Source organism: Pedobacter paludis (assembly GCF_003173575.1).
In the GTDB taxonomy this organism is placed as follows: Bacteria; Bacteroidota; Bacteroidia; order Sphingobacteriales; family Sphingobacteriaceae; genus Pedobacter; species Pedobacter paludis.
On sequence record NZ_QGNY01000001.1, the window covers coordinates 466,861 to 493,017 of the forward strand.

26 protein-coding genes are annotated in these 26,157 nt (G+C 34.3%); 19 read left to right on the plus strand and 7 right to left on the minus strand.

Going from position 1 to position 26,157, the window contains the following annotated elements; translation table 11 throughout:
- The first annotated feature begins 70 nt into the window (after nt 1-70).
- Nucleotides 71-1,543, plus strand: a complete 1,473-nt coding sequence (locus DF947_RS01875; protein ID WP_109927985.1) for a glycoside hydrolase family 130 protein — start codon at nt 71-73, stop codon at nt 1,541-1,543.
- Between the two features lie 155 nt (nt 1,544-1,698).
- On the opposite strand, the gene DF947_RS01880 is transcribed toward DF947_RS01875, so the two are convergent.
- Nucleotides 1,699-3,969 (minus strand): glycosyltransferase family 4 protein, encoded by a 2,271-nt coding sequence (locus DF947_RS01880; RefSeq protein WP_109927986.1) that lies wholly within the window; start codon nt 3,967-3,969, stop codon nt 1,699-1,701.
- 135 nt (nt 3,970-4,104) lie between these two features.
- Here DF947_RS01880 and ku point away from each other — a divergent pair, with 135 nt between their 5' ends.
- Complete coding sequence (gene ku, locus DF947_RS01885; protein WP_109928487.1) at nt 4,105-4,875, plus strand: non-homologous end joining protein Ku; 771 nt, start codon at nt 4,105-4,107, stop codon at nt 4,873-4,875.
- 70 nt (nt 4,876-4,945) lie between these two features.
- On the opposite strand, the gene DF947_RS01890 is transcribed toward ku, so the two are convergent.
- Nucleotides 4,946-6,067, minus strand: a complete 1,122-nt coding sequence (locus DF947_RS01890; RefSeq protein ID WP_109928488.1) for an alpha/beta hydrolase — start codon at nt 6,065-6,067, stop codon at nt 4,946-4,948.
- Between the two features lie 139 nt (nt 6,068-6,206).
- On the opposite strand from DF947_RS01890, the gene DF947_RS01895 reads away from it, so the two are divergent.
- Genes DF947_RS01895 through DF947_RS01900 form a run of 3 tightly spaced genes read left to right on the plus strand, consistent with a single transcriptional unit; the run spans nt 6,207 to nt 7,554 of the window.
- A complete protein-coding gene (locus tag DF947_RS01895) occupies nt 6,207-6,572 on the plus strand; it encodes a SpoIIAA family protein (RefSeq protein WP_109927987.1) in 366 nt (121 codons plus the stop codon).
- 13 nt (nt 6,573-6,585) lie between these two features.
- A complete protein-coding gene (locus DF947_RS22155) occupies nt 6,586-6,738 on the plus strand; it encodes a hypothetical protein (protein ID WP_158526213.1) in 153 nt (50 codons plus the stop codon).
- Between the two features lie 9 nt (nt 6,739-6,747).
- Entirely contained in the window at nt 6,748-7,554 is an 807-nt protein-coding gene (locus DF947_RS01900) for a mechanosensitive ion channel family protein (protein ID WP_109927988.1), read from the plus strand.
- On the opposite strand, the gene DF947_RS01905 is transcribed toward DF947_RS01900, so the two are convergent.
- Nucleotides 7,551-7,928, minus strand: coding sequence for a response regulator transcription factor (locus DF947_RS01905; protein ID WP_109927989.1), 378 nt, complete (start codon nt 7,926-7,928; stop codon nt 7,551-7,553). The genes DF947_RS01900 and DF947_RS01905 overlap by 4 nt on opposite strands.
- A gap of 143 nt (nt 7,929-8,071) precedes the next feature.
- On the opposite strand from DF947_RS01905, the gene DF947_RS01910 reads away from it, so the two are divergent.
- From DF947_RS01910 to DF947_RS01925, 4 genes are all read left to right on the plus strand, one after another.
- On the plus strand, nt 8,072-10,285 hold the full coding sequence (locus DF947_RS01910) for an ATP-binding protein (RefSeq protein ID WP_109927990.1): 2,214 nt from the start codon (nt 8,072-8,074) through the stop codon (nt 10,283-10,285).
- Entirely contained in the window at nt 10,286-10,705 is a 420-nt protein-coding gene (locus DF947_RS01915) for a response regulator (protein WP_109927991.1), read from the plus strand.
- 84 nt (nt 10,706-10,789) lie between these two features.
- Complete coding sequence (locus DF947_RS01920) at nt 10,790-11,374, plus strand: biliverdin-producing heme oxygenase (RefSeq protein ID WP_109927992.1); 585 nt, start codon at nt 10,790-10,792, stop codon at nt 11,372-11,374.
- A gap of 193 nt (nt 11,375-11,567) precedes the next feature.
- Entirely contained in the window at nt 11,568-11,747 is a 180-nt protein-coding gene (locus DF947_RS01925) for a histone H1 (RefSeq protein WP_109924324.1), read from the plus strand.
- 377 nt (nt 11,748-12,124) lie between these two features.
- Here DF947_RS01925 and DF947_RS01930 read toward each other — a convergent pair whose 3' ends face one another.
- Nucleotides 12,125-13,195, minus strand: a complete 1,071-nt coding sequence (locus DF947_RS01930; RefSeq protein WP_109927993.1) for an HmuY family protein — start codon at nt 13,193-13,195, stop codon at nt 12,125-12,127.
- A 22-nt stretch (nt 13,196-13,217) separates the two neighbouring features.
- Nucleotides 13,218-15,287 carry a TonB-dependent receptor plug domain-containing protein gene (locus DF947_RS01935; protein ID WP_109927994.1) on the minus strand — a complete coding sequence of 690 codons (2,070 nt, stop codon included), beginning with the start codon at nt 15,285-15,287 and terminating at the stop codon, nt 13,218-13,220.
- Between the two features lie 101 nt (nt 15,288-15,388).
- On the opposite strand from DF947_RS01935, the gene DF947_RS01940 reads away from it, so the two are divergent.
- On the plus strand, nt 15,389-16,321 hold the full coding sequence (locus DF947_RS01940; protein ID WP_158526214.1) for a helix-turn-helix domain-containing protein: 933 nt from the start codon (nt 15,389-15,391) through the stop codon (nt 16,319-16,321).
- Nucleotides 16,322-16,349: 28 nt separating this feature from the next.
- Here the strand turns inward: DF947_RS01940 and DF947_RS01945 are convergent, their stop codons facing one another.
- Nucleotides 16,350-17,363, minus strand: coding sequence for a LacI family DNA-binding transcriptional regulator (locus DF947_RS01945; protein ID WP_109927996.1), 1,014 nt, complete (start codon nt 17,361-17,363; stop codon nt 16,350-16,352).
- Nucleotides 17,364-17,583: 220 nt separating this feature from the next.
- On the opposite strand from DF947_RS01945, the gene DF947_RS01950 reads away from it, so the two are divergent.
- From DF947_RS01950 to DF947_RS01990, 9 genes are all read left to right on the plus strand, one after another.
- Nucleotides 17,584-18,120, plus strand: coding sequence for a sigma-70 family RNA polymerase sigma factor (locus DF947_RS01950; RefSeq protein ID WP_109927997.1), 537 nt, complete (start codon nt 17,584-17,586; stop codon nt 18,118-18,120).
- Nucleotides 18,121-18,263: 143 nt separating this feature from the next.
- On the plus strand, nt 18,264-19,355 hold the full coding sequence (locus DF947_RS01955; protein WP_109927998.1) for an MBL fold metallo-hydrolase: 1,092 nt from the start codon (nt 18,264-18,266) through the stop codon (nt 19,353-19,355).
- Between the two features lie 56 nt (nt 19,356-19,411).
- Complete coding sequence (locus tag DF947_RS01960; protein ID WP_109927999.1) at nt 19,412-19,774, plus strand: hypothetical protein; 363 nt, start codon at nt 19,412-19,414, stop codon at nt 19,772-19,774.
- A 62-nt stretch (nt 19,775-19,836) separates the two neighbouring features.
- Nucleotides 19,837-20,634: a hypothetical protein gene (locus tag DF947_RS01965; protein ID WP_109928000.1), complete on the plus strand. Its 798-nt coding sequence runs from the start codon at nt 19,837-19,839 to the stop codon at nt 20,632-20,634.
- 1 nt (nt 20,635) lies between these two features.
- The gene (gene miaA / locus DF947_RS01970; protein WP_109928001.1) at nt 20,636-21,559 is read left to right on the plus strand and encodes a tRNA (adenosine(37)-N6)-dimethylallyltransferase MiaA; all 924 of its coding nucleotides are present in this window, start codon (nt 20,636-20,638) and stop codon (nt 21,557-21,559) included.
- Nucleotides 21,560-21,686: 127 nt separating this feature from the next.
- Nucleotides 21,687-22,205, plus strand: a complete 519-nt coding sequence (locus DF947_RS01975; protein ID WP_109928002.1) for an outer membrane beta-barrel protein — start codon at nt 21,687-21,689, stop codon at nt 22,203-22,205.
- Between the two features lie 157 nt (nt 22,206-22,362).
- The gene (locus DF947_RS01980; protein WP_109928003.1) at nt 22,363-22,914 is read left to right on the plus strand and encodes a hypothetical protein; all 552 of its coding nucleotides are present in this window, start codon (nt 22,363-22,365) and stop codon (nt 22,912-22,914) included.
- Nucleotides 22,915-23,010: 96 nt separating this feature from the next.
- Entirely contained in the window at nt 23,011-23,541 is a 531-nt protein-coding gene (locus DF947_RS01985; protein ID WP_109928004.1) for a DUF3347 domain-containing protein, read from the plus strand.
- A gap of 133 nt (nt 23,542-23,674) precedes the next feature.
- A complete protein-coding gene (locus DF947_RS01990) occupies nt 23,675-24,964 on the plus strand; it encodes a citrate synthase (RefSeq protein WP_109928005.1) in 1,290 nt (429 codons plus the stop codon).
- Nucleotides 24,965-25,027: 63 nt separating this feature from the next.
- On the opposite strand, the gene DF947_RS01995 is transcribed toward DF947_RS01990, so the two are convergent.
- Nucleotides 25,028-26,146, minus strand: a complete 1,119-nt coding sequence (locus tag DF947_RS01995) for a DUF3667 domain-containing protein (protein WP_109928006.1) — start codon at nt 26,144-26,146, stop codon at nt 25,028-25,030.
- Nucleotides 26,147-26,157: the final 11 nt, after the last annotated feature.

Genomic DNA, 26,157 nt, shown 5'->3' on the forward strand with positions numbered 1-26,157 from the left:
TTTCGTTACTTATACGAAATGAAATTTTTGATTAGTTATAAATCGTCCATAAACCAAAACAGCTTAAATAATGAGATTATATATAGAACGTAAACCCGTTAAAGTTAACCCAGATACCAAACGTGTAATAGCCAGGTTTTTTTTTAATGGCGAAGAAAGGGCATTAGAAGTAATTAAAAAAGTTCTGCAATTTTCAGATGAAAAGGTTTTTTCGCTAATCTCGCCAATCCTGCAGGAATATTCTAAGCGGCACAGAAACATCACCAAAATACTTACCAGGCATTGTAAAAAATTAAAAAAGCAATTTGCTGTCTTAGGAGTAGACTTTGAAGATATCGAGCCTTATACCAAACTTTTAATTGGTGCCTATTTTACCCACGAATATTCAATAGAATCAGCGGCATTTTTTAATCCAAGTATTGTTGATGATCCAGATCAAACGGATTTAGTTGAAGGTGAAAAAAGAGTAATTATTAGCTTTAGAGCTGTTGGTGAAGGTCATATTTCCTCAATTGTATTTAGGCGAGCGTTGATAGATGCCAAAAATAATATTCAGGTTTTACCGGTTGGAAATTATGTTGATGAAGCCGAAGTGGTAAAAAATGCCATTTATGTTAAAAAACTTTTTTTTAAAAAGGCTGCCTATGCACAAATAGATCCTTCAGTTTTAGAAGAAGTAGAATCTAAATTAGACGATAAGTTTGAATACACAAGTTTAAGTAACATCATAAAAGATTCTAAAACTTTACACAAAGAAAATCCGACACGCCTGGTTGAATATGATAAAGTACTTTGGCTATCAGATACATATCATACGATAAGCTTCTCAAAGGATACCGATATTTCTGACCGTGTAATTTTTCCAATTTCAGAATTTGAACGTAAGGGAATTGAAGATGCCCGATTTGTTAAGTTTATTAAGGAAGATGGAAAGGTTTTATATTACGCAACATATACGGCCTTCGATGGATCATTGATTATTCCAAAACTAGTACAAACGGATGATTTTTATGAATTTAAGGTTATTCCGCTTTATGGTGATGGTGCACAAAATAAAAATTTAGCATTATTCCCAAGAAAAATTAAAGGCAAATATGTAATGATGAGCCGAATTGATGGCTGGAATAATTACCTGATGTTCTCTGATAAAGTAAATGTTTGGGAAAACCCGATTTTGCTTAAGCAACCTAGATACGATTGGGAACTGGTACAAATAGGAAACTGTGGCTCGCCAATTGAAACTGATAAGGGCTGGATTGTAATTACGCATGGAGTAGGGCCTATGAGAAGATATTGCATAGGTGTGAGCTTGCTGGATTTAGAAGATCCCAGTAAGGAAATCGGTCATTTAAAAGAACCGCTAATTATTCCGAATAACGATGAACGTGAGGGTTATGTTCCTAATGTGGTTTATTCCTGCGGATCTATTATTAGCAATGGAGAACTGATTATTCCGTATGGATTATCAGATTACAGTTCATCTTTTGCAACCGTAAATCTAGAATTGCTATTAAATAAATTATTAGAAAACAAACCCGATTAAAAGATTTTAATTAATTTCTATTAAAGGATGATTTGGCGAAAGCTTTATCATCCTTTTTTTATTTACGTGCGATAACACGCGATTTTAAAAGTTTGAATCCATAAAAAAAGCATGATCCTTTTAGAATCATGCTTATATTTCCAAGACATTTTATTTTATGTACACTTATCAGCTTCTACCAAGGGAGAAGATAAAGTTTGAAATTCTATTTCTGCTACCTTAAGAACCGCTAAGTGAGAAATGAAATAAGCCAACGTACTTTCTGCGCCCTGATTTCTATTTACACTATTAAATTGCAAGCCATCGGCACAACCATGTGTTTCAAAATCGTATAATGGAATGTGTAAGCTGTTTTTACCTAAAAACCATTCATAGCTCATCTGCATCTGACTTAGGAATTGATCCTCTTTAGTAATTTCAAACGCTTTCGAATAGAGCAAAACCATAGCCATTGTTTCTATAGCCTGTTGATCGTATATTGGGTTTTTGCCATGTTTTTTCATCCAACCTGCATTACCCACCGGATTTAAATAACCATTTTCAAATGAGAATGTATTTAAAAACGCTACACTTTCCATTGCTATTTTATAAGATTCCTGATTTCCGGTGGCCTCGAAATGGTGCAGTAAGGCAAGCGGTAAAATGGCATTGTCATAGGTTAAAATATCTTCAAACCAATGCCAGTCGCCATCTTTATTTTTCTTATAAGAATCTTTTAGGGAATTTGCCAGTTGATTAATTTCTTTAACCAATACCTCGTCTCCAGGATGTGCACATAAGTAATAGGATAATCCGATTATTGTATTTGCCATTCCCCTTAAATATTTCAAATCTTTAAAATGAGATATAGAGTGAGAAAAAATCTCTCGACCAAATTCACGATAAGAATTATTTGGTGCACTATTAATCAAATACCCTAAAGACCAGATTGTACGACCGAATGAATCCTCAGAACCAACTTCGTCTAAATAATTTCTATTAAAACTTAAGAAATTTCTAAAGTTGCCATTATCGGTCTGCATGTATTGAATAAAACTTAAATAGATTGGCATCAGCTTAACCGCTTTAGGATTTTTATCCTGTTCGTAAGCCATTAATGCCATAATTAATGCCCTTGCATTATCATCAATACAATAACCTTCTTTTAAATTTGGAATTCCAAATCTCGCATGCTGAATAATCCCTGTATCATCTGTTAATAAACCTATATGGTTCAGGTTTAATGCAGGCATACTATCCACATCAATAATTGGTGGAACCGTTCTTTTAGGTTTTTCGCCATTGGCCAAAGCTTCTGCCAAAACATTTAAATAAACATTGCCAATAGCAGGCCATCTAAGGTTTAAACCGTAGTTATAGGCATTTTTCTTTAAAGCCAAATGTTTACTTTCATCACCAAGTAATGAATTAACAATGGTTGCCAATTGTTCGTCGTTCTTAAAGTCGAACAACTTTCCACGGTTATCGGCAAGTAATTCTTGTGCATGCCAATAAGGTGTAGAAACTACTGCGGCACCAGCACCAACAGCGTATGATAAAGTACCGCTGGTAATTTGTGCTTCGTTTAAGTATGGTGTTATATATAAATAGCAAGCCGTTAAATATTGGTGCAACTCTTCTTCAGAAACAAATTTATTCACGAAGGCAATGTTGTTTTCTACACCAAGATCTTTGGCCAAAGTTTTTAAACTATCGCGATACTCTTCACCATTATGTTTTACTACCCCAGGATGCGTGTTGCCTAAAATTACGTACAAAACATCAGGGTGTTGAGCTACGATAGATGGTAAAGCCTTAATAACAGTTTCCAACCCTTTATTTCTACTGATTAACCCGAAGGTAAAAAGTACTTTTCTACCTCTAAATAAATCACTTTGCGATACTTCATTATTTAATATCGGCTCTAAATCTGGGACCCCATGCTCAATTAATTTAATTTGCGAAGAAGGGATTTGATAAATACTATTTAAGAAAAGAACAGCCTTCTTGCTCATTACCACAATTTTTGAAGATTTTAATGCAATCTCCTTTATAATGGTTTGTTGCATAAAGCTTGGATCTTTCAAAACCGTATGCAATATTGTAACGAATGGCTTTTTTAGCCTGTTGATTAATGAAAGCAGAAAAACGCCACTATTACCGCCGTAAATTCCAAATTCATGTTCAATAATGCAGGTATCAATATCGCTGTTGTTTATAAAATCGGCAGCTTCTATGTAATCATTCTGGTTTTGTTGTCTAATTACAAACTTAACCTCGTTTGGATAGGCATGCTCATCTAAATTATCTGATTCGTTTAAAGCTACAATGAAACTTTTGCTTGCCTCGTAAGATGGATTTAAGCTTAAAGCATTAACCAGGTTTTGATTAAATGTAGCTAACCCGCATTCGCGTGGTGGATAGGTAGAAATATAGGCTATTTTCATATGTATTTCGGAAGATTAGATACTTAAATAACATACAATTACCTAAATAGTTTGGCATTTCCTCAATTTATGCTTTTTAATTGCGAAACAATATCATTTAATGACTTGTTAGTAACTAAATTTTATAAAAATAATATGAGATCTATTTGGAAAGGTTCGATTGGCTTTGGTTTGGTAAACATTCCCATCAAATTATTTTCTGGCGTACAGAACAGTAATTTAGATTTGGATATGCTTGATGAACGCGACCATGCTAAAATTAAATTTTTGCGTGTTAATGAAGATACCCACAAAGAAGTTCCTTACGAAAAAATTGTACGTGGCTATTTCTTGAAGGATAAGTATGTAATTTTAGATAAACACGATTTTGAAGAAGCATCACCAGAGAAAACCAAAATCATTGAGCTGGAAAACTTTGTTGATATCAAAGAAATTAATCCGATATATTACGAGACTTCCTATTATACTGAACCAGAAAAGCAAGGCAAGAAAGCTTACGCATTACTTTTAAAAGCACTAGAAAAATCTGGAAAGGCTGGTGTTGGACGGTTTGTGTTAAGGAATACTGAAAATCTTTGTGTCATTCATCCAATGGAAGATGTAATTATTATTACTAAAATTAGGTTCCAGCAAGAAATTAGAAGTCTTTCGGAAATCACAAAAGTAGACGATGTAACCATATCCAAGAAAGAAATGGATGTTGGTTTAGCCTTGATTAAACAATACAGTTCTAAATTTGATTTGAGTGCCTTTAAAGATGACTATAGTGATGAGCTTTTAAAAATAATTAAAGCTAAATCTAAAGGAAAACGTGCTACGGTTAAGAAAATGAAACCGCAAAAAGCCACAAGTGATGATCTATATGATCAATTAATGCAAAGCTTAGGATCAAAAAAAGGAGCATAGAAGATTATTTTACAACAAAAAATGCATCGCTATTTGGCGATGCATTTTTTGTTGAATCTCATTTAAAGAATTATTTATTAAACGCAGCCTTCAATTGTTCGGCTGCATAAGCTTGCGCCTGTTTTGCTTCTGGAACCACAATTGCCATTCCGAAGAATTCATGCGTTACACCTTCATAATTTCTACTGTTTACCTTTACGCCGGCAGCAGAAAGTTTATTCGCTAACATTACGCCATCGCTATTTAGTGGATCTATCTCTGCTGTAATAATTGTGGTTGGCGGTAATCCTTTTAGGTTAGCATTAACCAATGATATTTTTGGGTTTTGAGCTTCGATCATTGTATTTAAATATTTCTCTGTAAACCAAGCCATCATCGCTTTATTTAGAGGCTTAGCATTCGCGTACATTTTATAAGATTCTGTTTCCATATTGGCCTGAGCAATTGGATAAACCAAAACTTCATGTACAGGAATCATAATATGTTTGTCTCTTGCCATAATGGAAACATTCGCGGCTAGGTTTCCACCAGCACTTTCGCCCACAACGGCAATTTTAGCTGGGTCTGCCTTTAAGTTTGATGCATTTTTAACTGCCCATTCGTAAGCCGCAAAAGCATCGTTATGCGCCGTTGGAAATTTATTTTCTGGAGCCAATCTATATGCAACAGAAATAACTACAGCACCAACTTGTTCTGCCAAACCTTGTGCCGATGCATTATATACATCTAAATTTGCAATAACAAAGCCACCGCCATGGTAATAAACAATTAATGGAAATGGACCTTTGCCCGATTTTGGGGTATAAACGCGTAAGTGAATTTTACCGCCACTTACATCAATATCTTTTCCCATGGTATCAACCATAGCTTCTGGCATTGTTATATTATTTTCTTTCACCAGATCCATCACAGCATCAGTTGGTGTGTGATTTTTACGAGCATCAACAGCGCTCAGTGTTTCAATAGGTTTATCGCCATAACTTGCCAGCTTTTCAATTACAGCCTGCATTTCTGGTTTTATTGTTTTGCCCCATTCGGGTGCAGGGCCTGCAGGTTTTAAAGTTGCTGTTTTTGTTGTATCGGTAATTGTAGAATCAGTAGTGGTAGTTGTTTTAGTACTGCTGTTACAGGCCGAAATTGTGATCGCTAGAGCACAAACTGCTGTAGAAATTTTTAAGAAATTGGTTTTCATAGGGTTAATTTTTGTTTTAATGTTTTTCATGTAACAACACCATTAAAAAACTGTTTTATGCTAACGCACAACTTTCAAGAATTTTCCATTTTTCAAACATCTTATCTATTTACGTTGTTCTATCAAAAAAGTAAATGATATGTTAACAGAAATAACGGGATTACCGGAAAATATTTTCGGGGTTAGGGCAACCGGAGAAGTGGATAGCGACGATATAAAAAATGTGCTATTGCCAGGTTTAAAAAGAACTGCTGATCGATTTGGTGAGATTAGATATTTGTTGGTACTGGAAACTGATGTTAAAAATTTTACTGCTGGGGCATGGGTTCAGGATGCCAAAGCTGGATTACAAAATTTTACCAAGTGGAAGAAGATAGCTGTTGTAAGTCATGAAAAGGGTGTAGAATGGTTTACAGATATTTTTACAGTTGCTACGCCAGGCTGTTCGAAAGGTTTTAAACCCGAAGAGCTAGAGGAAGCAAAGGCTTGGTTAATTGAGGATTAATTAAAATAAAAAGATGAAAAATTCAAAAACATCGGCAGAAAGTAGCAAAGCTACTGCGCCCAAAGATACAAAGGCCAAAGGTGCTGATGAAAAAGTAACATCAGCAAAAGATGCAAAAAAAATTAGCGTAACAAAAGATAAACCCACAAAGCATAAAAAGCCCTAAGCATAAAGTATGAAAATTGATTCAGATAAGATTGATCACTTTTATGATAAAGCCTACGATTGGATTATAACAAGAGGTCCATCCATTTTGATTGGTTTGGCCATACTGCTAATTGGATTATGGTTAATTAAGCTTTTAGGGAAATGGTTGCAATCTGGCATGCACAAGAGAGATGTTAATCCATCTTTACGTCCGTTTTTAACAAGTCTTCTCGTTATTACTTTACGTATTTTGCTGGTGTTAACCGTTATGCCTATAATTGGCATACAGTTAACATTCTTAACCGTTTTAATTGGTGGTATGGGTGTTGCAGCCGGCTTGGCATTGTCTGGAACCTTACAGAACTTTGCAAGCGGTGTGCTTATTCTTTTGCTAAAGCCTTTTATTGTTGGCGATAATATTATTGCACAGGGACAGGAGGGAACTGTAACTTCTATTCAAATTTTTTATACCATTGTAACTACGTTTGATAACAGAACAGTTGTAATACCAAACAGCAAATTATCTAATGAGGTAATTATAAACATCAGTAGAGAAGGAAGCAGGCGCTTAGATATTGAAATGAAATTTAGTTATGGAATAACCTACGATAAAATTTTCGAAATTTTCAATAGAACTGCTGATGAATTTAAAGATTGTTTAAAAACACCAGAACGTAGAATTGGGGTTTCCAGTTTAGAGGATAGTGGGTTTAAGATAACCATGAACATTTGGGTGAAAGCACACGGATTTATGGACACCAAACTTGCCTTTCAGAAAGTGTTGATGGAAAATTTAAAATCTGGGGGAATAAAACTACCAGGGATGGAAGATTAGCTTTCTGATTTTTTTAATAAGGCATAAATCTTATCCATTAATTCATCAATGTTAAATGGCTTAGCCATAAAATCATCTGCCTCAACACCATCAAGCATGTAGTTTGTAGAATTATAACGGGCAGAAATCATTAAGGCAGGAATATGTTTGGTACTTTCATTTTCTTTAAGCTCTTTTAATAAAACGCGGCCATCAATATCAGGAAGCATAATATCCATGATTATAACATTAGGCTTAAACTCATGCACATGTTCAATAAAATCAGCACCTTTATTTAATCCGGCAACGTTAAAAGCTTCGCTTTCTAAAATAAGGGTAATTACATCTAAGATTGCATGGTTATCTTCTATAACCAAAATGTTTTTCTTTGCCAATGGGGAAGTTTAATTAATTTGGACAAATATATAATAAAAAATAAATCGAGAAACTGAATTTAATAAAATAGAACTATTCTAAAAATACTTCTAAAGTTTGCTAATTCAAAAATTCTAATATTTTTGTAACACCTATATTTTTTATGAATAATTTTTCCGTCGACTTAACCAATTGTGATAAAGAACCCATCCATATTCCAGGAAAAGTTCAGTCACATGGATTTTTAATTGCTGCAAATAAATCCAATTTAACTATTGCATATATAAGCGAAAATGTTGGTTTTTTTATAAAAGAAAACCCTAAAAATTTCTTAGATAAGCCGTTATCCATTTTAAATACCTTCGTAGATCAGGGTGTCCCTGAATTTAGAATAGAAGAATTAATAAAACTTGGTGTTCTAAAAAAAAGCTTTGATGCAATTAGTCCGCATTTGTTAGAAATTGGTGGCCGTTCCTTTTATTTAATCATCTCCCCATCTCACAACCATTGGTTGTTGGAATTTGAACCTGTTACCTTACAATACGATATTCAAAGTTCTATCGGTAGGTCTGCCTCTTTAATGTTAAAAGGCAAAAGTGTTTCCGCATTATTAAAAGGCGCTGCTATAGAAGTTAAAAAGCTTATAAATTACGATCGAATCATGATTTATAAGTTTTTAGATGATGGACATGGCGAAGTTGTGGCGGAAGAAAAAGAAGATAATTTAGAACCATTTTTCGGATTGCATTATCCGGCATCCGATATTCCAAAGCAAGCAAGAGATCTTTATAAATTAAATTTAACAAGATTAATAGCTGATGTAAATACCGAAGATTCTCCTATAATTACATTTCTGGAAGATCAGCCCCTAGATTTAACCAACGGAAGTTTAAGAGCAGTTTCACCCATACATATTCAATATTTAAAAAATATGGGTGTTTACTCCAGCTTTAGTATTTCCTTAATTTCTCATGGAGAATTATGGGGATTAATTGCTTGCCATAACTACAGTCCTAAATTTATAGATTACAAAGCTAGAGAGGGATCTAAGCTGATCGGGCAAATTTTATCTTCTGCATTAGAGTATCGCCAGGAAGAAGAAGATCTTGAGTTTGTAGAGAAGTTTAAAGATACTACGAATAAACTTACAGAATATCTTAACCGAGATAAAAATCTGATTGAGGCAATTACCGGGCATAAAGAAACCATTTTGGATGTTACCCAAGCTTCAGGCGCTGCTGTTATTTTTGAGAATAATCTTTATACAATTGGAACTACACCAAAACAGGAAGATATTTATGATTTGGCTAAATGGTTGAGAGAAACGAGTGATGAGACCATTTATTATACGCACAGATTATCTGAAATTTATCTGCCTGCAAAAAAATATAAAAACATCGCGTCGGGGATTTTGGCATGCACAATAAGTAAAGATCCCGATGAGGTTATCATTTGGTTTAAACCCGAGCAAATTTCAACGGTTAATTGGGCAGGAAACCCTGATAAAACCGCTACTTCATTAGAAAATGGCCTGCTAACGTTATCACCAAGAAAATCTTTTGAAACCTGGTCGCAGATTGTAAACAACACATCAGAGCGCTGGCTAGCCGAAGAGGTTTCTTCAGTGCTAAGAATCCGCGAAATAATTTTAGCTTATATAAATAAAAAGGCAAATGAGATTAGGCTCTTAAACGAGAAACTTCAAGCCGCTTACGAAGAATTAGATACGTTCAGCTATACCATTTCTCATGATTTAAGAACGCCTTTAACATCTATTAAAACCTATGCCGAATTAATGCTGAAAAATAAAAGCATTGATGAGCAGGGACGAAAAATGTTAGATCGGATTTTAAATGGTGCAGAGAAAATGAATTTTCTGATTAAGGAAATCTTAAACTTGGCCAGAGTAGGCCGATCAGAGATAAGCTTAGAATCGGTTGATATGGAAAGCCTTATAAAAGAGATTTGTACTGAAGTGTGGACGGCTTTTAAAGCAGACAAGGCTGAATTGATTTTAGGGCATTTGCCAAATTTAAAAGGCGATAGAACAATGATTGCTCAAGTATTTACAAATCTCATTAGTAATGGCGTTAAATACTCTTCTTTGGTAAAAAAACCAATAATTGAGGTTTCTGGATATGCAGATGGGGATGAAATAATTTACGCCATAAAAGATAACGGTATGGGAATTGATAACCGTTATTATGACAGAGTTTTTGAGCTTTTTAAGCGCATGGATAATGTTAAGGAAATCGAAGGAACAGGAGTAGGATTAGCAATAGTAAAAAGAGTGGTTGAAAAACACAATGGAAGAGTTTGGTTTGAAAGCCAACTAAATTCAGGTTCTACTTTTTACGTAGCTTTTAAAAATAAATAAATGAAAACGCCGGATATATTTTACGTGGAAGATGATATTGACTACGCATTTTTTATGCAGAGTGCAGTACAAGAAGTGAGGGATAGTTTAAATTTAACAATTGTAGAAGACGGGGCAGAAGCCTTACTAAAACTGCAGAATTTTGCTGAAAGTAAGACAAAGCCCAAATTAATTTTATTAGACCTAAATCTTCCTGGCATGTCAGGATTGGATCTTTTAAAATTTATTAGAGACATTCCTTATTTAAAATCTATTCCGGTAATTCTATTTTCTACTTCAGATAATCCTGACGATGTTAAAGCATCAATGGAGTTTGGGGCAAACGCATATTTAACCAAACCAGATGGTTATGATAATCTTGTTAAATGCGTTCATTCTGTACACGATTTCTGGTTTAATCAACATTTACGGTTAAATTAGTTAACACATATAAATAGAGATTCGAATTTAGTAAATTCGAATCTTTTCTTTTTAACCACCTTTTTTACATACTGAAATTAATTTATGATTGCCAATATATTAAGAGCCGAAACTGCCGAGAAGCACAAAGAACTAGAATCGTTAATGTTTGTTAACGAAATTATGAACAATTCGCTAAGTACCGAAGCATACAAAAAGCTTCTTACCATAAATTATATCATCCATCAAAAACTTGAAAATAAACTGGCAAATATGCTTGATGCTGATTTAGCCGAAAAACTTCAAATGAACGATCGCTTGAAACTTTCGTCGCTAGAAAAGGATTTGCAATATTGGGGAATTGATAATTTAACCTTACCCGCTTTAAATTTCGAATTATTTGTGCCAGAGAAAAACGTAGCTGCAGTTTTGGGTGCTTTATATGTGCTAGAAGGGGCTACACTGGGCGGAAACGTGATAAAAAAGCATATTCTTGCCAATCCCAATTTTCAAGGTGCTGAAGATGGATTGAACTATTATGGCGTTTATGGAGAAGAACTGGGTTCTAAATGGAAAACTTTTGTCTCCATATTAAATGAAAGCGTGCCCGAGGCAGATTACGAGGCTTGTGTAAATAGTGCAAACGAAACATTTGATAATTTAATAAAGCTATCAAAACAGCTCGGCTAAAAGCCTTTAATTGCATATGATTTTAGAGGCTTAATTTTAAAAAATACGATTAAAATAGTGCTAGGGCATTTTTTCGGCGTTAAAAATGTGCAAAACTTCTTTCAAATAAATATTTGCTTTCTGTTGTTAATTCAGTGTAAATATGTATTATTGAAAAAATAAATTTTTTAAACCTTAAAAACATCAATTAGCGATGGAAAAATTCTCAAAAGTTAAAGCTGCTGTTGCTGCGATTGAAGCAGATGTAGAAAAATTTTATAATGCTGGCAATGCAGCTGCTGGTACTCGTGTGCGTAAAGCAATGCAAGATCTTAAAGTTTTAGCACAAGAAATCCGTGCAGAAGTAACTGAAAAGAAAAATACTGGCAAATAATATTTCGCGAGTAAGAACAAAAAGGGTTTCGGTATGCCGAAACCCTTTTTGCATTTAAGAGATTTTCTATTCTGTGTAAATCTGTTCCAGCTATTTGAGATGACTGATTGTTGTTTGCTCCAATTTAATTAGTTGCTGGAATATTCAGCATTTAGATTGCGCCAGCTGAAGCGTTTATGTCTTTTCACTCGATAGGCATATTAAGAAACGCTGTGCTTCATTTCAATAACGTTTGTTGGCTTACGGCTAACCTTAGTAGTACACTCTAAAACTTTCTTTGATAACACAAAAACTATAAAATGATAAAGCCCTCCATCGCGGAGGGCATTTATCCAACTAACAAAACATATTATTTAAAATTTGAGGAGAGAAAATTTTTATCCTTTTTTAACCAATTTATATTCAAAAACAGGTTTGCCACGAGTTCCGGCATCACCAGCGCCCATAGAAACAAACTTTAGCTTATAATAATTTCCTGCGCCATCTTTAATTACATAGAATGAATCTGTTTTAACACCAGTAGCAGGAGAGGTGCTTCTCCATGTTGATCCAATAGCATCTCTATCGGTTTTAAATACTACAGAACTTAGATTCGCTTCTTTAAAATCCGCATAGCTTACAGTGCTTGTTAAAACCACACCTGCAGTCACACCATTTAAATAGTTCAAGAAAATTAAGTCCGAGAAATTATATGGAACTAAAACGCCACTAAATGAAGTTTGATATACCGAGTAGGTCCAGGTGATATCCCAATTTGCCTTTTCAGGTTCGGCACTAACAATGGCACCATTGGTAAGCGAAACAAATTTGAAGTTAAAGTTTCCATCTTTTGGAATGTCTACAGTGGTAAAATTTGTAGTTTCTTTGATTTTACCATATTGAAGTGTGTAACCACCAGAAGCATTTCTTGTTACTTTAAGTTTGATCCAAGAGCTAGCCGGTGTGCTGCCTCCAGTACCCCGATTTAAAATAATAATCTTATTATTTGCAGCAACCGATGATACTGCAGGAATTACCGTATTTGATAAATTACCGCTTATTGCATCAAAGTAAGCAAAATCTGTATTTGCAGGAGATGCTTGACTAACGGCTAAAGTTAAGCCTAAAGTATCTGCTTCGCCTACGGTAGCCAAACTCGCATTGGTCGTTGTAATAACTTTTGCGCCAGCTGCAGTTGTATTGTTTAAAATAACCCTGAAATCCGATCCACTGTAAAAACCTAAATCCCAAGATGCTCTTGCTACAGCAGTTTGCTTATCGGTACTAAAATCTACATAAATACTATTTCCGGCTGCACTTCCCAATTCGGAACCTGCCAATCCATTAAGTGTTAAAGTACTTCCATCCGATGGAGGAGCAACAATAATGGGTTCATCAGTTGTTTTTTTACAAGCTGTAAATGTAAACGCTACTAGAGCGATAGCAATCATTGAGTTAAATTTATTCATCTTTTGATTTTTATTGATTATGTTAATTTTTATTCCAGTTATAGGTTATGCCCAATGCGTAAGAGCGCCCGTAGCTATAAGGCACTGAAGCGCCTCCTGTACTATGTGCACCGCCAGATGCTGTAGAAGAATTGTTTAATTGAGTAATGTTAAAAATGTTTTTAACACCAGCGTTCAGTGTAATTGATTTATAAATGTTTTTGTTCAGCATAAAGTCTGCAAAGCTGAAACCGGCAATTTTAGTAAGTTTTACAGTCTGCGGATTGCTGGTATCCGTTTGATAACCCAGCTTCTCGCCAGTATATTTATAAAAAACGCTCACATTTAAGCCGATTTTTGAAAAAGTATAAGTGAAATTCGCTGTAACCTCTGGCGACCAAACAATTTGAGGTACATCTACCGAGTTATCATCTGAAAAATCATGATAAGTTCCGATATACGAAACGCCAATATTTGCCTGTATATTTTTATAAATAAATGTGTTGTCTAGTGTGCTTCCTATGGTTTTAAATTTATCTACATTCAGAAAAATGGTAATGCTATTATCCGTAGGATCAACTCCGAAATTGATTTTGTTTTTAAACTTATTGTAAAAACCAGCAAGGGTAGAACGGAACTGAATTTCCTTTGTCGAAATACCCGACCATGCCAATGAGCCATTAAAGCTGTTTGATTCTTCTGCCTTTAAATTTGGATTTCCATAAATGGTATGGCTAGCATCAACAAAGTTGTAGTATAATTCTCTAAGTGCCGGCGATCTAAAACCTCTGGCATATGCCAATCTCAGATCGAATTTTTCTGAAAGCTGAAACTTGGTATTGAGTGATGGGATTACTGGTGGAGCATCATAAACAGAGTTTTTGATAAACCTTAATCCCGGGCGAATGTTTATACCTTTTGTTGGTTTAATTTCTGATGAAATAAATAAGGCGTAATCATTAATTACAGGCGATCCGCTAATTCTTTGTCCAGAAGCAGCATCTCTGTTAAATTCGAATCCTGGCTGAAACGAAACCATTTCATTTAATTTATATAGAGCAGTTGATCTAAAAATTGATGAATTAAATTTTGCAACATCTTGCTCGCCAGCCTCAGTTGTTAATAACTCTGTATTATTGGTGAAATTATGCCGAACAGTGCGGGTCGCTCTCTGTAAATCTGTATAACCTGCAATCGCGGTTAACTGCCATTGCTCATTTATTTTCCATTCAGATTGAAGCTGTTGAGTATATCTGTTTGTGGTATAGGTAGCGAGCTTGCCCTCAAAAGTGTTTGGATTTATCCCAAAACGAGCATCAATATCCTCATTTAAACCATCCAGGCGATACCAAATATTAAATTTTTCATTTCTGTAACCCACCTTAGCATTTCCTAACCATTGTTCTTTCGGTTTCCATTGATTGGTTCTTGCATTAAATTCATCTAAAAATGCTGTTTTTGGCGCCATATTCCATCCACCAAATGCGTTATGAGAACCCCCAACTATTGCACTCCAGCCTTTCTTTTGCCAGGTAACACTTAAATTTTGATTATGTAAACCGGCATTCTGAAAGGCATTGTATTCATTTCCTGCAGTTTCTTCTTGAATTCTGGCATTTACGCTTAGCAAAGATTTGCCAGCATTTTTGGTAATAATATTAATTACACCCGCCAGCGCATCTGTACCATATACGACAGACATTGGCCCTTCAACAACTTCAATCCGGTCTACCGTATTAATATCAATTTGTCCTAAGCTTTCCCGAGCATCAGAACGATCGATCATCGGAACACCATCTAATAAGATTTTAACATTCCTGCCTGTCATTCCCATTAAAGAAACATCAGTTGTACCTAGGGTTAAATCATTGGAAAATCTAAAGCCCAGCTCGGTATTTAAAACCTGAAGAACGCTGGTTGCACTTCTCAATCTTATCTTTTCTGCACTTATCGTTTTCACATTATACACAGAATTCCGTAATGTTTGTGGCCCAAACTGGCCTGTTACAACTACCTCCTTAAGCACATTTGTTTTGGTGGTATCAACTTTAATTTCTTGAGCCACAGCAACAAATGCACATAGTGATAAGGCAGTTGATAAATATATCTTCATTTATTTAGACTAATTATAAATAATTATGCAAATTTGTATATAATCAGCCTAAGCAGATAACGCCAAACGGATAATTTATGCCGTTAAACGGATTAAAAATTATGAAAATTAAACTCTCTAAAAATGCCACAAAAAGAATTCTGTTTGAACATGTTTATCCCGAAAACTTTAACGGGGACAATGATATTGATGAACGCTCTACGCATTTAAATGAAGAAAACTGCCATATATATATTAAGGAAAAATGGTTTGATGGGATTTATATTAGTCATGCAAAGATTCAATGCGATGTTTCAACCGAATTTTTATTCGAATCAAGTCAAAACCATATCGGATTTTTATTTTGTGTGCAGGGGGAGGTTAATTACTTTGGTGAAGACAGAGAAAAACTGCTCTCTTTAAAAGAAAATCAGCAGTTCATAAGTGCAGGGAAGCTTAGCAAAGCTATGCTAAGGATTTTTGGAGAAGTTAGATATGTTTTTATTCAGCTTACCAAATCTTATTATTTCAAAATCACAAATAAGGAATTCGATTTAGGTCTACCATCCTTCAATGAAATTAATATTTCACCCGAAATTGCCTTGATTTTAAATGGCTTAATTAACCACCAGTACGAGGGCAGAATAAAGAGGCTGTTTATAGAATCCAAAATCTTTGAAATGATCATTCATTACATCGATAAAAAAGATCCTTCTACATTAAAATCTTTGAAAGCAGATGATGTGAAAAAGATTTTATTGGCAAAAAAATTAGTAGAACAAGATTTACAATATCCAAGTTCTTTAATTGAACTATCTCGCAAGGTTGGCATTAATGATTACAAACTTAAAAAAGGCTTTAAGGAGATAACAGGGAACACTGTTTTTGGTTACTTGTATAAACTAAGAATGGATAGGGCGCATCACTTATTATCTGTAGAAAAAAAGACAGTGAGCGAAGTTTCGTTTTTAGTAGGCTATAAAAATGCCCAACACTTTATAGCTGCATTTAAAAAACACTACAATATCTTACCAGGTAGTTTAAAAAGGAATTAAAAACTTTGCGCAAACGTTTGATGGAAAATTATTTTTCCTCGTTAATTACCAAATCAGATTCCACAATTGTATTATAGTAGGCTTGGTTTTCTGCTTTTGGTGCATTAATTAAATCGAGCAAAATATTGGCCGCTTTCTGACCTTGTAGATATGGATATTGCTCTACCGACGCAATGGGAGAGTTATCTATATAACTGATTATGGGCAGGTTTGCATAACTAACCAAATCGAAATCCTGAATTACATTTAATTTTTTTAAATATTTAATTAAAAAAAGTGCAACATAATCATTAAATGCTACAATAGCTGTTGGTTTTCTTTTATGATTTATAAATTGATTAGCAGCATCAATGGTTCCCTGTTCGGTTAAATCGCAATTGATAATTAAAGATGGATCGTATTTTAGGCGGTTAAAGGTAATGGCTTGCATATAGCCATCCTTACGCTCATTACTGGCGAATAATGTGGTTGGCCCATTAATCATGGCAATCGTTCTATGCCCTTTCTTTAAGAGAAAATTTACAGCTTTAATAGTTGCATTTTCTATACTACAAGCTACATAATGAACATTTTTAAACGGTGGGATTCGATCAAAAAATACAACAGGGATATTAAAAGAGCTCAATTTTTCAAAGTGATCAAATTTAGAGGTGTCTTTACTAATCGAAACCAATAGTCCATCAACACGTTGATTTTTCATTTTTTCTACTAATCTTACTTCCTGTTCGTAACTATCGTGAGATTGCGCAAAAATTACGGTATAATTCTTTTTCAGTAACTCATCTTCAATAGCAGAAATAGCCGTAGAGAAAAAATGTTCGGAGAGTTCCGGCAAAATTACCCCAATGGTATATGTTTTCCCTTTCTGAAAAAGAATTGCTGTATTATTTGGTTCATAGTTCAGCGATTTTGCCAATTGTTTAATTTTTTCTCGAGTTACGGCGCCAATACTTGGATGGTCATGTAATCCCCTAGAAACACTAGATGGAGAAATATTTAAAATTTTGGCGATTTCCTTTATCGTTGTGGGTTTCGATTGCATTTTAAGTCGTAAAGCAATATTAAAATTTTTAAGGGATAGTTTCTTGGTCTAATCAAACGTTTGCGTGGTTTTTTTAGCTTCTTTTCTCGACGCAATATATAAATATATATAGATTCGGTGAATAAAACGAGCATAATTTAGAAAAATCGAGCACGAAAACAAGATCCAAAATGATATCAAATCCATCGTCTTTTAATTAAAAGCGATTTCAAATTGAATTATGAATAACAAGCTAGAGCATGAATTCTTTCGACTGATAAAATCAGATAAGCACAAAGCCATTCAAATGGTTTTCGAAGCATATTGGAATCCATTATTCAAGCATGCAATAAAAAGCGTTCATTGTAAATGCCTGGCACAGGATCTGGTTCAAGATACTTTTATCTCCCTTTGGGATAATTTGGAAATTTTAAATTTTAACAAAAGTGTTCTGGCTTATTTATATGCTATACTTAAAAATAAAACACTAAAATTTTACGAAAAAGATGAGGTGCGCTCCCGCTACGCCATTAGTATGGCATCGTTCGGAATTGCTTCTGATTCGAACACCCAAAATATCATTATAGAAAAGGAACTAACACTGATTATTAACGCAGAGATTGAAAAGATGCCCAAAAGAATGAAAGAAATTTATATGCTTAAAAAGGAAGATGATTTATCGATTAAACAGATTGCATCAGGGCTTTCCCTTTCTGAACAAACCATCAAAAATCAACTTCAAATGGCATATCAAAGATTGCGAACAAAGATTGTTTAAACTAGTCTACTGAACCTATTGAGATATAAATTTTCTATAACCTTTAATTTCTCTTTATCGCATCATGCTCTACAAATCAAAAAGGATATTTATCAAACAATTAAATAAAGTTTGTATTCGTACATTGGCTTAAATTTTTAATAATGTTAGCAATTTATATCCTTGTAGCGCTAGTGGCTATATTTTTCATTGTAACCAACCTACCAGTTTTCGGAACCTTACCAAAAGGCGAGAGGCTAGATAAAATTAAACATCTTTCAAACTATCGTGATGGAGCCATTCAAAACCTATCAATAACTTTAATGCAACCCGAGGGTGTTGGTTTTTTTAAAATTTTAAAAGCTTTCTTTTTTGAAAAGCATCCCAATAGAAGCCCCAATAAGCCTTTAGAATTTGTGAAACCAGCAATAAACAACAAACAATCAGGTTCAGTTCCAGAGATAATTTGGTTCGGTCACTCTTCATATCTAATTAAAATTAACAATCAAAGGGTTTTGGTTGATCCGGTATTTAGTAAAACACCATCTCCCTTTTCTTTTATCGGCAGTAAGGCATTTCTTGGAACTGATGTGATAGAAGCCACCGATTTTAAAGATATCGATATTTTAGTCATCACGCATGACCATTACGATCATTTGGATTATCAGAGTATCCTTAAAATTGCGCCCCAAGCAAAACAAATTGTTACATCCTTAGGGGTGGGTTCGCACTTGGAAAAATGGGGAATACCGAAAATGAAAATTAATGAGCTTGCATGGCACCAATCTATTTCTATTTTAGATGGATTACATTTTACGGCTGTACCCGCTAGACATTTTACTGGAAGGAAATTTAAAAGAAATCAAACCGCCTGGTCTGCTTTTGTATTAAAAACGGATGCACATAAAATCTTTTTAGGTGGTGATTCTGGATATGATACACACTTTAAATCGATAGGCGAGGAATACGGGCCATTTGATTTAGCCCTTTTAGAATGTGGACAATACAATGCTTATTGGCCGTATATTCATATGTTTCCGGAAGAAGTTGTGGAAGCCGCAAAAGATTTAAAAGCTAAGGTTTTAATGCCTGTGCATTGGGGTAAATTCAGTTTGGCAATGCACCCTTGGGATGAATCTATTTCTAGAGTAGTTGCTGAGGCTGAAAAACAAAATTTTCCTATCATTACTCCCAAACTGGGCGAAACTGTGTTTATGGATAAAAATAATCCCGTTCGGAAATGGTGGCTCGATTAACAAAATTTAAACAATAATAGGCTTGTTGTGTTTAATTGCTATACACAAAAGCAATTATGAAAACAGACCTTGTAGAAATTTTTCAAACCATTAGAGCTGGATTACAACCCTATGCCACGCGAGGATATACGGTTCACGAAAATTCTGAAAGTGGTTATGATCTTTACAGCGAAAAAAATATCGAAGTTGATGGTAAAAAAACTACTGAACGTTTTTTCGCGGGAATTTACGTTAATGGTAATCGTGTAGAAGTTAAACTAAACTCCACAGAATTTAATGCGTCAAATCAAAATCTCGAAAATTTTGGGGATGATAAAGCAGGCCTTTCAGTTACAGAGCTTGATGATGAAAAACTCAAGGAAATTGAAGTTCTAATTGAGATTATCCATACTAACTTTAAAGAAAAAGAGTGGATTTAATATTCAGTTAATTAAATTTGCAATAGCTTAGATATTTCTCAAGCCGAAGCAATTTATTCTAATTGAACAAATCCATTTTAAAAAATACAAATCCATCCATCAATTGGTATCACGAGGTTTTATCTGCTCTAACCAATGATGGAACTGATTTCGTTCTTGAGATAGAGGATGATTATGTCTTCATCAAAAATGATGGCCTAATTATAAATCTTCTTGATTTAGGAAATAATTTTTTACCGGCAGATTTAATAAAACTTCAGGAACACTACTCCGTTAAAAACATTAAACTTATCCATCTGTGGGAAGATGTTTGGTTTAATAGAAAGGATCAAGTTCTTGCCCGATTGAAATCTATTTTTGGCTACAATTCAAAAATTCACGGTCGCCAAACTAAAATTGAAAAACTGAGCAAGCCAATTGCTGAAACCTTTTTAAACGTAAATCACCTTCAGGGTTATGTAAGTAGTCGATATAAACTGGGGTTGTTTTTTAAAGGCGAGCTGGTTGCGGTAGCTACATTTTCGGCATTGAGAAAAATGAACCACTCCGAAAATTATAAATCTGTCGAACTTATCCGTTTTGCCGTAAAAGCCGGATATTCAGTAATCGGTGGGTTAAGTAAATTAATTTCTTCTTTTCGCGATTTACAGAAGCCTAATGATATTATGACCTATGCAGACAGAGATTGGTCGACAGGTGAAGCCTACATTAAACTGGGCTTCGAATTTACCGCTGGTTTAGCGCCTCAGACTTTTAATTTAGATGAGAACTTTAACCGTAAATTGAGAAAGGAAAATGATGAGAAAAATGATCCTGTAGTTTACAATACCGGAAGCTTAAAGTATTTATTGAGGTTTTAATATGGCGGATCATAATCTAATCGTAATATTAGGTGCAACAGCATCTGGCAAAACCAAGTTGGCGGTTTCTGTAGCTGAGGAATTAGACGCTGAAATTATTAGCGGCGATAGTCGGCAAATTTTTAAACGAATGGATCTTGGCACCGGAAAGGATTTAGCCGAATATAAAATGGGAGATAAGACCATTCCCCACCATCTAATCGATATCCTTGAACCAGGAGAACGATATCATGTAGATGCATTTAAGAATGATTTTTTTGATGCTTTTGAGAAAATCACACAAAAGGGCAAGATTCCAATTCTATGTGGCGGTACTGGAATGTATATTCATAGTATATTACAAAACCAACCATTTACAGCTATACCGGTAAATGAAGAGCTTAGAAATGTTTTAGAGCATTTCCCTAAAGAGGAATTAGTAATTAAGCTACAGGCTAAAAGAACAAGTATCGAAATCGATAAATTCGATACTTCATCAAAAAAAAGGTTGGTTAGAGCAATTGAAGTTGTAGAGTATTTGAAACACAATACCCTTAAACATTTAGAAAGACCTGTAATTAAGCCGATAATCTTTGGCCTCAAAAATCAAACTGAGGTAACAAGGTCTAAAATACTAGATAGATTAGAGAAAAGATTTAAAAATGGAATGATTCAGGAAGTAGAAAATCTGTTGGCTGGAGGCGTATCTGCCGAAACACTGATTTTTTACGGATTAGAGTATAAGTTTATTGTGAACTATTTACATGGTAATCTGAGTTTTGACGAACTTAAGTTAAAATTAGGCATCGCAATATGCCAATATGCGAAAAGACAGAATACCTTTTTTAGAAAAATGGAAAAGGATGGGGTTATTATAAATTGGCTTGATGCATCAATTTCGAATAACCTTTTAAAACAAGAAATTCTCGAAAAGGTTTTAACATAAAATTTATAAATATTTATGAGCTTAATTTGATACACTGAAACGTTAAAAACAGCTTAAAAAGCCCTTTTGGCACAGGTTTTGTAATTGTGGGGATATATTAGTTTAACTCAAAAAATAATATTTTAAAATGAAAACAATTACCAAAATTCTTGCTACTTCAGCAGCTGTTGTAGCATTATTCTTTACTACAAATGCAAATGCACAATCTACTCAAAAATTAGGAATAGGACTAAACGTTGGTATTCCAACAGCTACAGGTTATGATTTTGCAATCGGAGGAGATCTTCGTTATCAATTCGACATTGACAAACAATTGTCTATTCCTGTTACTGCTGGCTATACTAATATTTCTGGAAGCTCAGATGTGTTAGGTACAACAGTGAAATATCATTACGGTTATATTCCTGTAAAAGCCGGTATTAAATATTTCTTCAATGATTCTGGTGCTGGTGTTTATGGTTTAGCTGAATTAGGTGCTGGTTTTGGTACAGCTGAAGGATCAGGAACTGCATTTGTTTACTCACCTGCACTAGGTTATGCTTGGAGTAATGGCTTAGATTTAGGACTTAAATATGAAGGCCTATCTCAAAATGGCGGTACCAACGGCTATTTCGGTCTTCGTTTAGCTTACGGTTTCAGTTTGTAAGCAACACTGTACAAATAAATATTCCAAATCCTCCGAATTTTTCGGGGGATTTTTTGTTTTTAAACATTCTGAAAAAAATGAAACTAAAATAAATCCATTTAAATGATTATGTCGTATGTATAGCTAAACCCTTAATAAATAACTTAAATCATCTAACATGAAAACAATTACTAAAATTTTTGCAACTTCTTTAACAGCGATTGCATTACTTACGACAACAAATTTAAAAGCACAAACTATGTCAACTTCAGATGCATCTATGACCAGTAGTGGCATGGCATTTAAAGTTGGTGCTGGTATTAATGGAGGCTTGTTTCCAAGTGGTTCGGAAATGGATTACGGATACGGTGCAGATATAAGATTACAATACGACTTAAGTAAAAATGTTTCCGTTACTGCCTCTGGTGGTTACACAAAACTTAAATGGAAAAACAGCCCACTAAACTTCGAATTTATTCCTTTAATGGGTGGTGTTAAAGCTTATGTAGCTGATGGATTTTATATTAATCCAGCCTTGGGAACAGGTTTGGCCATTAAAGATGGAGCGAACATGAATTTTATTTATTCTGGAGGCGTTGGATACGAGTGGAAAAGCGGACTGGATATTGGTGCTAAATATGAAGGCTATGTAAATAATAGTGCATCTGATTTATACTTTATGAAAACCGGCCAAATAAACTTAAGAATAGGTTATAACTTCAAACTATAATTTAATCATCATATATTTTGGAAGCCCTGCAATTTGTAGGGCTTTTTTTATTGTTTTAATATTTTAATTGCTATTTTGAGCACAAAACCAAATAGCATGAAAAGAATATTCGGAATTGCCATATTAGCTACTTTAATGGCCTGCAATCAAGCAGAGAAAAAATCAACTGAAACAAAAGATTCTTCAAGCAAGGATTCTACTGTTGTAAAGAATTTAGTAACCCTAAAGAACAAAAAGGCAGATGTAATTTTTGCGCAGTACCTTGATCTTAAAAATGCATTAGTAAAATCAGATTCAGCCCAAGTTCAAAAATCAGCAAGCTCTTTGCAAACAAGTTTGGCAGACTATAAAGGTTGCGAAATGACTGCAGATGTTGCCAAAAAGATCTCATCAGTTGCAGATTTAAAATCACAGAGAAAAGATTTTACGGTATTAAGTGCAGATTTAATTGCCTTATTCAAAAGTACAGATGTATCTGCCGGAACTATTTATGTTCAACATTGCCCAATGGCAAATAAGGGCGATGGAGGTGATTGGTTATCAGCCGACAAGGATATTAAGAATCCATATTATGGAAAAGATATGCTAGAGTGCGGTCGGGTAGTTGAGGAAATAAAAGCAAAATAGCTTAGAAAGCTGTTTTAATTAAGCATGATTGTTACGTCTATTTGACTAATATTTCACATTAATTTAACAGATTTGCTATGCATGTATACTAATTTTTATATAATTTAGAAAGCTATAAACACAATACAATAATATGTCAGATATTGCAGAGATTAAAGTTGATGGTAAGACGATTGAATTGCCAGTAATTACAGGAACAGAAGACGAAAAGGCCATTGATATTTCAAAATTAAGAGATTTAACAGGTTTTGTTACATTAGATACCGGTTTCAAAAATACTGGTTCTACAAAAAGCAAAATCACTTTCTTGGATGGAGAAAAAGGAATTCTAAAATATAGAGGTTATTCTATTGAACAACTTGCAGAAAAATCAAGCTTTTTAGAAGTTGCATATCTAATTGTATATGGAAATTTGCCGACTCAAGAAGAATTGGATGGTTTTCAGACAGAAATTAGTAAGCATACCCTAATTCATGAGGATATGAAGAAATTCTTCGATGGTTATCCGTCAAGATCTCATCCTATGGGTCAATTAGGTTCTTTAATCTTTTCTCTCTCTACGTTTTATCCTGAGTGTTTAAAACCAAATCAAACTGCAGAAGAGCAGGACTTAACCATTATTAAATTATTGGCTAAGCTTCCAACAATTGTTTCTTTCATTTATAAAAAATCTTTAGGTCATCCACTTATTTATCCAAAAAATAAATACGATTATGTTACCAACTTTCTTTGGATGACATTTGGCCAGCGTACCGAAGATTATGATGTAAACCCGATTGTGGTAAGCGCTATGAACAAATTACTTATTCTACATGCAGATCACGAACAAAACTGTTCGGCTTCTACCGTTAGAATTGTAGGTTCTTCTGATTGTAATCTTTATGCATCTATTTCTGCAGGCATTGCAGCACTTTGGGGACCACTTCATGGTGGGGCTAACCAAGCTGTTATTGATATGCTTGAATTAATTAAGGCAGATGGTGGAGATACTGAAAAATGGATTAACAAGGCAAAAGATAAAAACGATTCGTTTAGAATGATGGGCTTTGGACACAGAGTTTACAAAAACTTCGATCCTCGCGCTAAAATCATTAAAAAAGCTTGTGATGATATTTTAGAAAACTTGGGTATAGATGATCCAATTTTAGAAATTGCAAAGAAATTAGAAGAAGCTGCGCTAACAGATCAATATTTTATCGATCGTAAATTATATCCAAATGTAGATTTCTATTCAGGAATTATTTATCGTGCTTTAGGCTTCCCATCTGAAATGTTTACAGTATTGTTTGCCTTGGGGCGTTTACCGGGATGGATTGCACAATGGAAAGAAATGCATGAAAACAAGGAACCAATTGGTCGCCCTCGTCAAATTTACGTAGGTGAAACCGATAGAGAATTTGTTGAAATAAAAGACAGAAAGTAATAACATACTGAATAAAAAAACTCCCGATAGAAATATCGGGAGTTTTTTTATGATTGAATTTTATTAAACGGCTACGTAATAAATTATATTGATCATTACCATTTCGGTAATTACGACTGCCAAGGCATATAAAATGAAAATCATAATCATCTTACCAATTACTTTCTTTCTTTGATAAAATACTTTAAGGGCATTAAACATATACCAACAGATCCATACAATTACTGCCAGTTCAATAAGCCCTTTGATCAGGCTACTTCCGCCGAAAATATATTTTGTTAATGGTTTAGTAAATATTTCGACCACAAAGTAGGCTGTCATTCCATGTATGGTAAAAATTAAGTGGTCAAGATAATAAATATGATTTCTCCTGAAATTCCACATAATAAATAAGGCCAATAGGGGCATTAACAAAAAGTATTGCTTTGGTCTATTATGTTCTAAAGTTTCCTGGATGACTTCAGATTTTTCGCCAATGGTAATCGAACGTTTTTTAACCATGCGCTCAAACCAGTTATCCTTTTCAAAAAGTGGTAGTTTGCTCTGCCTCGATAAATAGGCCTCGTAGGTAGAATCATTTCTTTCATCATGAATAGAGCTAAATTTTTCGATGACCTTTTTTAAAGAATCTGATTTATGGATCTGATTTTCCTTTTTTAGATTTGCCAGAACTATGCTTTGTTCCTTAAAGCCTAAACTTTTAAATGTTCCCTTATCTAAATCTTCTTCAATGCCCTGTTTAACTTCGTTAACTATTCCCGGAGCTTTTGCCTTAATGCCTGCAGCTTGAAGTTTTTTATCAACGCTATCTAATGCTGCTTTTTGCTCGTTTCTTGTTTTTGTACTAACGTGAACTTCTTTATTGCTGTGTTCTGGAGAATAAGCAACTAAAAAATAAACAATTGATACAAAAATGTACATGCTTACTGGGTTGATGTATCTGGCACGCTTACCAGCTAAATAATCAAGTGTAACTTGTCCTGGTTTAGTTAAGAGTGGGGTTAGCGTTTGAAAAAATTTATTGTCAAAATGAAAGTAATGTGCAATACTATGACTTATAAAACCCCAGAAACTTTCTTTTAATTCTAGATTGGGTTGACCACAATTGCTACAATAATGCTTCTCTACGTGAGCTCCACAGTTTAAACAATTGTGTTCTTTTCTATACTTACCAGCTGACATAAGGGATTTCG